Annotated in this window: 9 protein-coding genes; 2 read left to right on the top strand and 7 right to left on the bottom strand. The window is 74.5% G+C overall.

The window, feature by feature from the left end; all coding sequences use genetic code 11:
- The 7 genes from K1J50_RS17875 to K1J50_RS19340 form a co-directional block, all read right to left on the bottom strand.
- Positions 1-1238: HK97 family phage prohead protease (locus tag K1J50_RS17875; protein WP_369413643.1), on the bottom strand; the 1238-nt coding region annotated here is incomplete at its 3' end.
- Positions 1239-1294: 56 nt separating this feature from the next.
- Complete coding sequence (locus K1J50_RS17870; protein WP_369413642.1) at positions 1295-2770, bottom strand: phage portal protein; 1476 nt, start codon at positions 2768-2770, stop codon at positions 1295-1297.
- Positions 2767-3003 carry a phage head-tail joining protein gene (locus K1J50_RS17865; protein ID WP_188902977.1) on the bottom strand — a complete coding sequence of 79 codons (237 nt, stop codon included), beginning with the start codon at positions 3001-3003 and terminating at the stop codon, positions 2767-2769. Before K1J50_RS17865 ends, K1J50_RS17870 begins: the two co-directional genes overlap by 4 nt.
- The gene (locus K1J50_RS17860; protein WP_220119113.1) at positions 3003-3611 is read right to left on the bottom strand and encodes a hypothetical protein; all 609 of its coding nucleotides are present in this window, start codon (positions 3609-3611) and stop codon (positions 3003-3005) included. The genes K1J50_RS17865 and K1J50_RS17860 overlap by 1 nt, the downstream gene beginning before the upstream one ends.
- Positions 3608-3961 (bottom strand): hypothetical protein, encoded by a 354-nt coding sequence (locus tag K1J50_RS17855; protein ID WP_220119112.1) that lies wholly within the window; start codon positions 3959-3961, stop codon positions 3608-3610. The genes K1J50_RS17860 and K1J50_RS17855 overlap by 4 nt, the downstream gene beginning before the upstream one ends.
- Positions 3962-3975: 14 nt before the next feature.
- Complete coding sequence (locus tag K1J50_RS17850; RefSeq protein ID WP_220119111.1) at positions 3976-7023, bottom strand: terminase gpA endonuclease subunit; 3048 nt, start codon at positions 7021-7023, stop codon at positions 3976-3978.
- On the bottom strand, positions 7023-7616 hold the full coding sequence (locus K1J50_RS19340) for an elements of external origin (RefSeq protein ID WP_255575433.1): 594 nt from the start codon (positions 7614-7616) through the stop codon (positions 7023-7025). Before K1J50_RS19340 ends, K1J50_RS17850 begins: the two co-directional genes overlap by 1 nt.
- 113 nt (positions 7617-7729) lie before the next feature.
- On the opposite strand from K1J50_RS19340, the gene K1J50_RS17840 reads away from it, so the two are divergent.
- Positions 7730-8095 carry a hypothetical protein gene (locus K1J50_RS17840; RefSeq protein WP_255575432.1) on the top strand — a complete coding sequence of 122 codons (366 nt, stop codon included), beginning with the start codon at positions 7730-7732 and terminating at the stop codon, positions 8093-8095.
- A gap of 150 nt (positions 8096-8245) precedes the next feature.
- Positions 8246-8674 (top strand): hypothetical protein (locus K1J50_RS17835; protein ID WP_220119109.1); only part of this gene is annotated, 429 nt, incomplete at its 3' end.

Below are 8674 nucleotides of genomic sequence, written 5' to 3'. Positions count from 1 at the left end.
GCGGCGAGCAGCATCTTGTTCGCGGCGGCGGAGAGCAGGGCCGGGAAGTCGGAGCTGGTGTGGAAGGCGCGCTCGGCGAGCAGGGTCGGGTTGCGCGGCGGGTTGCGCTCGCCGCGGCGGGCGAGCAGTTCGCGCAGCATGTCGGAGGGGCGCCAGCCGAGGAACTCGGCGTGGCGGCCCGAGCCCTGGGGCTGGTAGCCGGGCATGGCGCGGGCGGCGAGCGCCTCGGCCATGGCGTCGAGGATCTGCGCCGGGTCGTCGTGGCCGGGGCCGGTTTCGGGGCGAGCGGGGATGGAGGGGCGCGGCCCCTGTGCCACCAGGGCATCGAACAGGGCGCGGCGGGCCTCATCGCCGGTCCAGCCGGCCGTGATGGCCTCGGCACGGATCGGGGTGATGCGCTCGGGCGGGAGCAGGGCGCGGGCGGCCTCCACCGCGGCGTCGATGCCGGCGATGCGCGCGCGCTCGGTGCGCTGCGCCTCGGCGCGGACCGCGTCGAGGTCCGGTGCGGCGCGGATCGGCTCGGGCGGCGTGGCGGGCGCGGTCCGGTCGGCCGGTGCGGGGCTGGTGGTCACGGTGGTCTCCTGGGGCGGATGGGTCGGCGGCGCCGGCGGGGCGGCCGGCTCGGCCTGCGGGGCCGGCGTCGTCTCGGGCATGGGTGGGTCCTCGTCAGGCAGGGCGGGCTCGATTGCCGGCGCGGGGAGGCCCTGTTCCCCCTGCGCGCGCACCGCCGCATCGCGGTCCACCGGGACCGGCACGACGGAGATCTCGAAGGGCTCCCAGTCCACCGCGCGGTGGACGGTCTCGCCGGTGGCGGCGTCGGGCCGCGGTTCGTAGCGGTGCACGCGGTAGCCGACGCTGACGGCGCGCAGCGTGCCGTCGGCGATGCGCTGCCAGACCGGCTCGACGTCGGCCGCCGAGGAGAATTGCAGCGTGGCGTAGCCGCGGCCGGCGTCGAGGCGGGCGGCGACGACCCGCCCCAGCACGTCGCGCGCGCCGCCGCGGCGGTGGGTGTCGAGCACCGGGGCGCGGCCGGAGCGGAGCGCCTCCATGCGCACCGCGTTCGGCGACATCTCCAGCTCCTCGGTGATCGGGCCGAGGGCGGGGACGAAGTTGCGGGCGCGGGCGCCGGTGGACCACACCACCTCGACGGTGCGGGCGGCGCGATCGACGGTGGCAGGGGCGGCGATGGCACGCTGCGCCACGAGCGACTGCCCAGCGCTGGGAAGCCGATCACGCACGGCATCAGTATCCGGCGCGGGATCTACCCCGCCCGGTTCGATCGGTTCGGTCATGCTCAGCCTTGGGGTGCCGTGTCTCGGGGCGGCGCCGCGGCACCGGTGGCAGCGATCTCCACCGCGGCCATCTGCGCTGCGTCCTGCGCGGCGCCGGACTTGGCGACGCGGCGCGGATCGGTATCGAGGGCGAGGCCGGCCTCGTCGAGCAGGGCGTTGGCCTCGCGGATCAGCTCGACCGCGGCGCGGAAGTCGTAGCCGAAGGCGCCGGCCGCCTCGGGCTGCGGCACGAAGCCGGCGCGCACCTGGGCGATCAGGGCGGTGGTGTCCTTCAGCGGGTCGATCATCTCGTGCGCCGGCGGGACGTGGCTGACGCCGTCCGGCATCTCCGCACCCCACAGGCCGAGCAGCGCGCCCTGGGCGTGGAAGCGCTCGGCGACGGGACGGACCAGCATCGGGATCAGCATGCCGTACTGGACCTGCTCGCAGAGCCGGCGGAACTCGATCTTGCCGGCACGGAGCGAGGAGTAGTTCGCCTGGGTCAGGTCGCCGGAGACCTGGTCGTAGGTCAGGCCGGCGCCCACCGCCGCCGCCTCCAACGCCCTGCGGGCGAAGGCGGCGTGCGACCCGCCCCCCGAGGGATTCACCACCTCCACGCTGCCCATGCCACGGCGGTACAGGATCATCCCCGGCTCGAAGCTCTCGACCGCCCGGCCCTGGGCGTCGCGGAGCAGACCGGAAGCGGCGCCGGTGAGCGCCTCGTCGCCCTCCTCCGTGACCACCGCGGCGAGGCAGGCCTCGATCTTCGCCTTCATCAGCAGCGCCGCCTCGTAGTCCCCGAGATCGCGCAGCCGGAGCAGCACCGGCGCCAACCAGGAGACGTCGCGCAGCTGGCCGGGCCGGCGCTTGCGATAGACGTGCAGCACCTCCGACGCCGGGATGCGCTCGCTGCTCTGCCAGGTGGCCCCGGGCAGGATCCAGGCGGCGCCCGGATGCACGCTGTGCAGCCAGTAGCCGATCGGCGCGCCGGCCTCGCCGAGCGCGATGCCCTGGATGGTCGGCACGCCGTCCACCATGCCGTTGCGCGCCGTGTCGAGGTGATCGCTCTCCAGCACCTGCAGGCGCAGGCCGATCGGATTGGCGGGCGACGGCGGCGCCAGCAGGAAGCGGACGAAGCACTCACCGCTCTCGACCACCGCCCGCATCACCAGCGCCTGCAGGCCGTAGAGGTCGAGCCGTCCCTCGGCATCGCACGCGGTGCCCTCCGCCCAGCGTTGCCAGGCGCGGCCATGCGCGTCGTCCGGCCAGCGCGTGGTGATGCCGGCGCCGACGGCGTTGCCGGTCCAGAGGTCGACGATGCGGCTGGCGTAGGGGTCGTTGCGGACGGCGTCGCGGGCGCGGCGGGCGACCGTCGCGGCAGCCAGACCGATCTCGGCATTGGCGCTGCCGCCGGAGGGCGCCCAGGCCGAGGCGCGGTGGTCCTGCGCCGCGGCGTAGCCGCGCAGGACCTGCCATGCGTCGCGGAGGCGTCGGATCACCCGGTTCTCTCCCGCGAGAAGCTGGCCAGCGTCACAGAGGGCCGACGGGCGGCGCTGTTCTCCGCGCCGCGCAACATGGCCAGCGCCCGGCCGAGTTCGTCGAGGCTCCGATACTCGACGGTGCGGCCTTCGAAGCTCACGCGCGTGGTGCCGCCGGTGTAGGCCGCGGCCAGCGCCGCCGCACGGCTGCCCGCCGGCTGCGCCAGCGCCCAGGCCAGGACGGAGGGATCCATCACGCCGCCCGCAGCGTCGGCAGCGGCGCCGCCGCGTTGACGAGATAGGACAGCCCGCTCGGCGGACTCGGCATGATCGGCGCGCCGGCCTGGTGCGTCAGCGGCGCGAAGAACCCGTTCTCGCTGCCGGCGGCGCCCCCGCCGGCGCCGCCATCCGCCGCGGCCGAGCCGAGCAGCAGCGTGTTGCCGCCGCTGAAGGCCTGGGTGCTGGTGCCGCGCACCGAGGGCGTGCCCGAGAAGCACAGCAGCAGCCACCAGATCCCGGCCGGGATCCAGCGCGGCCGCGCGAAGGGGCAGACCGCGCCGCCGGCGGCGGCGGTGTCGGCGTCCGCCAGCGGCTCCTCGATCAGCGCGCCGGGCCGGCCGGCGCTGTTGTCGGCGGCCAATGCCATGCGCAGGACGCCCGCCGCGCCGGTGGTCACGCTGACCGCCATGGCCGCGAACAGCCCGGGCCGGGCGAGGACATAGGGCACGGCATACAGCCGGTTCGCCGTCATCGCGACGGCGCCGCCGACCGCGCGCGCGTGCTGCGAGGCGTAGAACCGCCCCGACACGTAGGGCAGCACCGCCGGCGCGGGCGGCAGGTGGTGCTGGATGAGCGCGGTCATGCGAGCGGCCGGATGCCGAGGGTGATCGGGCGCTCCGCCGCCTGGTCCACCGGCGCGGCGGCGAGGCCCGAGCGCAGCCGGAGCCAGCGCCAGCCCAGCAGCAGGGTGGGCGGCAGGGTGAGCGCGCGGCCCGCGGCGACCGTCAGCACCACCTCGTTGCCGAGGTGGTCGTGCAGGTCCGCCCAGGCGGCGGGCTCGCCCTCGTCCATCGCGCCCTGCAGGGTCAGCGGGGCGTCGGTCCAGGCGGCGGGCAGCAGCAGCAGGCAGACGCCGTAGCCGACGCTGGCGACCGGCGCGCTCAGCGCCTGGCCGGCGGCGATCGTGGTGCGCACCGGGACGATGGCGGTCATGGGGTTCTCCAGGTTCAGCGCAGCCAGCCACTGCGCGGCGCGAGCCAGGCGCGGGGGCGCGTGGCGATCGCGGCCGGTGCATCCGTCGTGGTGGCTGGCGCGGGCTCCGCCGCCGGCAGCGACAGCGCGTCCGCCATCCGCGCCCAGCGGCCCTCGCCCCAGCCGTCCATGCCGAGCGCCGCCGCGGCCGCTCGCGCATAGACCCGGCAGTCCAGCGCCTCATTGCGTTCGCGGGTCTTGACCCATTCCAGCCGCCGGAAGCCGTTGCGACCGGCGCGCGCGACCAGCTGCTCGGCCGTGAGCTGACGGCAGAACTCCTCGCCGGCGGCGTGCACGGGCAGGTGCACGTAGCCCGGCGGGAACGGCTCGCCGCTCTCCGCCGTCGGCCGGTCGAGCTTCAGCCAGCCGTAGGTCTCGCCCTTCAGGAAGGACGATCCCACCGGCCAGACCTTCAGCCCACCGAGCTTGCGCCCCTGGCGCCGCACCTCGGTCGCCGCCGGTTGGCCCACGGCAGCGCGCAGCCCGTCCTGGCCCTTCACGGCGATGGCGCGTCCCGCCCCGGCCCGCCGCACGAAGGCGTAGACCTCGGCGGTGGTCATGCCGTCGCCGCTGTCGACCGCCGCCATGGCGACCGGCAGGCGGTGCCCGCTCGCGTGCCGCCAGGTCTCGCCGAGCAGCCGCCGCAGCTCCTCCCAGACCGTCCCCTCGAACGGGTTTCCCGCCAGCACGCGATGCTCGATGAGCCAGGACTGCCGGTCCTGGCCCCACGCCCAGATGCTGGCCTCGAGGCGGTCGCGCTGCACATCGACGCCCGCCGTCAGCAGCAGCCCGCCCGCCGGCACGGTACCGATCGGCCAATGCTCGCGGCGGTCGTAGAGCCGCTGCCAGTCCGGCGCCTCGCCGGCCTCCTGCCAGGTCTCGCCGAGGACGGTGTTGCGGAAGGTCTTGATCGCGCGGTCGTCCCCCTGCGCCGCCAGCCACAGCCGGGCGATCTCCGACCAGGGCATCCAGCCCGGCGGGGAGTAGAGCGCCGAGATGTGGAAGCCGATGGCATGCGGGTCGGAGGGCTCGGCGGTGGCCCGCCACTCGCCGGCCGCCAGCATCTGCGCCTTGTGCCGCTCGCCGATCGGCGCGTCGCAGGCCTCGCAGAGGTAGCGCGCCGTCTCCGGCTCGCCGTCGTCCCACACCAGCCGCTCGAAGCGCAGCCACTGCATCGCCCCGCAGTGCGGGCAGGGCACGACGTAGCGCCGCTGGTCGGTGGCGAGGTACTCGCGCTCGATGCGCGACAGGCCGGCGATGGTCGGCGTCGAGACCAGCAGCACCTTGCGCCGCCAGCCGAAGGTGCGGGCGCGGGCCTCGGCCAGCGCGATCGGGTCGCCCTCCCCCTCGACGTCGCCGGGATAGGCGTCGATCTCGTCGAGGAACAGGAACCGCGCCGACATCGAGCGGAGGCCGACCGCGCTGTTCGCGCCGGTCATCACCAGCTGCCCGCCGGGGAACTCCTTGCTGAGCTGGCGATTGCCGCTGTCGCGCGAGCGGGCCGGCGCGACGCGCTCGCGGATCGCCGGCGTCTCCTCGACCAGCGGGTCGATGCGCTGGTCGGAGAAGCGCTTGGCGAGCTCGGTGGTCGGCTGCACCGCCAGCATCGGCCCGGGCGCGTGGTGGATGACGTAGCCGATCCAGTTGTTGCCGCACTCGGTGTTGTGCGTCGGGACCCAACCTTCTCCGCAGAGGTAGAGGTGGCTGGGCGAGTCCACCTCGATGCACCGGACGGGCACACTCTCGACCGGCTCGATGCTGACGATGCGGCGCCGTCGGCTCTTGAGCGGCCGGCCGCGCTCCACCGAACGCATCCGCGCGACCTTGCGAGACAACCGAAACATCGGCTCCTCGCGGTAGGCGGTCCAGGATACGCGCGAATAGCCGAGGCACGCGCGATCGGTGCCGTTGATGACCTTCTGCCTCGAGGCTACCCGGTAGATCGTCGGCTTGTAGCCGAGGCTGCGCAGCAGCTCGACCATGCCCTCGATCAGGCCGGGGTCGGTGTTGCTGAACTCGCAGCGCTTGCCGTCCGGCGAGATGGTGCCGTCCGAGTCCATCAGGCCGCGGATCAGCTCGAGCCGCTGCGCGCGGCTGGCCCGCAGGTAAGCCGCCGGGATATGCTTGTTCTCCAGCACGTCGAGCATGCGCAGCCGCATCGTGAAGCGCGAGCGGTGCTGGATGCGGGCGGGCGTGACGCCGTCGTCCACGAGCCGGAAGGTCGGATCGATGACGATGTTGCCGCAGCGCCCCTTGCGCCACGCCGGCAGCCGGAAGATGGCATCGACCCCGCAGGCGCGCAGATGGTCGGCGACCTCCGCGTCCTCCTCGTGGACGCTGATGTGGTTCATCGTCGCCGAACCGTCGCCGAGCCACACGCCGAGGACGTAGGGATGGATCAGCAGGTCCTGGTCCGGCAGCTCGACGGGCTGACAGCAATCGACCGCGTAGCGCCGCCGCTTGCCCCCGCCGAGCTGCGTCCGCCCGACCATGTCGCGCGTGTGGAGGGTGCGCCGGACGGGACGTTCGGCGTCCGTGAAGTCCCAGACGGGCCAGCGATGGTCACCATCGCAGACGATGCGCGTGCCGTCGTCGAAGGTGACGCCGTAGCAGTCGCGGCCGATCATGATCGGCGACACGCCGGTGACCCGGCACGGGCGTCCGGCTTCGTCGAACAGGGTGTCGCCGACCACGAGCGCGCCCATCGTGGCCCAGCCCTCGGCCGTGGGGATGGCCGTATCCAGCGCGAGCGGCCCGCCGACCTGGGCCCCCTTCATGAACACCACCCGCCGCGCCGGATGCGCCGGCGACAGCGCGTCCATGATCTCGCGCAGATAGGGCGTGCGCGCCGTGCGCCAGGGTCCCGGTTCGGCGGAGCCCCGCGAGCCGAGCAGACGGTGGCGATCGGCCCATTCCGAAACCAGCAGGGTCGGCTCGGGCGCCATGCCGTCGCGCCAGGCCTGCAGGATCTCGGCGTCGCCGTCGAAGCGGCCGAGCTCCTCCAGCAAATGCTCGCCCGCCATCACGACACCTGCACGCGGACATCGTGGCGGGCAGCGAGGTGCTGGCGCAGGCGGGTGTCCATCATGGTCTGCAGCCGATGCACATCGACGCCGAGCTCGGCCGCCATCTCGGCGGCGACCCGGGCGGGCCAGGCGAGGATGGCGTCGCGCTCCTCCTTGGCGAGGCGGTGCACCAGCAGCAGCGCGCGCGCCTTGTCGACCAGCTTGCCCTTTCGTTCGTCGAGCCGCAGCCGACGCTCCTGCGCCTTGAGCACCTCGTTCGCCGTGCGCGCATCATGGAACGTGCTGCCGGCGGCGCGCGGCAGGGGATCGGCGGTCGGCGGCGGGGCAGCCGGTGGTGCCGGAGCGCCCGGCGACGGCGATGCAGGCCGGGGCGCTGCCACCGGGGCCTGCACCAGCGTTGCCCTCTTGCGCGCCGGGTCGCTGCTCTCGGCGAGCCGCGCGCGGACCTTGGCCACGTCCCAGGCGCCATCGGCCTCCGGCGCGATGCGGCCGGCGCGCTGGGCCTTCTGCAGCGCCGTGTGGGAGACGCCGAGGCGGCGCGCCAGCTCGCGCTGCGAGGCCACGCGGCCCGGCTCGGCGCTGGCGATCATGATGTGATCAAGACCCCTCGGAGAAAGCAATCAACGAAGCGCCGATGGCGCTTGGCTCAGCCCCCGCCGCAGCGCGAATGGTCCCTCACGCGAAGAGCAGGACGGAGACCACGATGACGAACCGCACGATCCTCCCCACCGAGAACACCGAGTGGGGCTTCTGGGGCACGATGGGCGAGCACGCCGCAGCGGCATGGCCGATCGCCTTCGCCGCGATCCGCGACGCCACCAACGCAGACCCGGACGCGGTGCGGGCCTTCCTCGACAGCCGCCACGGGCGCCACTTCGCGGACGAAGTCAGCAACCATCTGCACGCAGGCACCGGGCTCGCGGACGCCATCACCAGGGCCACCGCGACCTGGATGGGCTGGCGCATCGACCGGCGCACGGCACGGGAGACCGGCATCCCCGCCGGGCTGCCCTACCTCACGGGCTTCGTGATCCACGAGGGCATCGCCGCGGAGGACGCGCGCGACTGACCAGCGCCGCGCGCCGCGACGCGGCGCCGCCACCGCCCCGACCGGGTCCGCGGGCTCCCATCGCGGCAAGCCGCGATGGGAGCCCGAGCCCGGCGGGGCTCCCGGCAGTAGGGGGCCGAGGGTCGGCTCCCGCAACCGGAGACCCCGACGATGAAGCTCACCGACACCCAGCGCACCATTCTGACCGCCGCCGCGCAGCACCCCGAGCGCCTCGCCTATCCGCCCGAGAGCCTGCCCGCAGGGGCGCGGCAGTCGGTCGCGAAGGCCCTGCTCAAGAATGACCTGGTGATCGGCGTGCACCGCCCCGCCTACGACGCGGTCGCGAAGTGGACGGTGGACGGCGACGAGATGCTGCTCAAGATCACCGACGCCGGCCTGCGCGCCATCGGCATCGAGCCGGAGAGCGAGGTGGTCGAAGACATCGAAGCGGCCTTCGACCCGCTCACCGGCACCGCCGGGGCCGCGCCGGTGGCCAACACGGCGGCCACGGGCGGGGAGGACACCGCCGGGGCGGATGTCCCCGCCGAGGCCGCCGAACCCGCCCACACCGCGCCCACGCCCGCCCCACGGGCCCGCCTG

Source organism: Caldovatus aquaticus (assembly GCF_019458025.1).
GTDB classification, from domain to species: domain Bacteria; phylum Pseudomonadota; class Alphaproteobacteria; order Acetobacterales; family Acetobacteraceae; genus Caldovatus; species Caldovatus aquaticus.
Note: the sequence above shows the minus strand (reverse complement) of the source record. Positions and strands in the feature narration are given on the sequence as shown.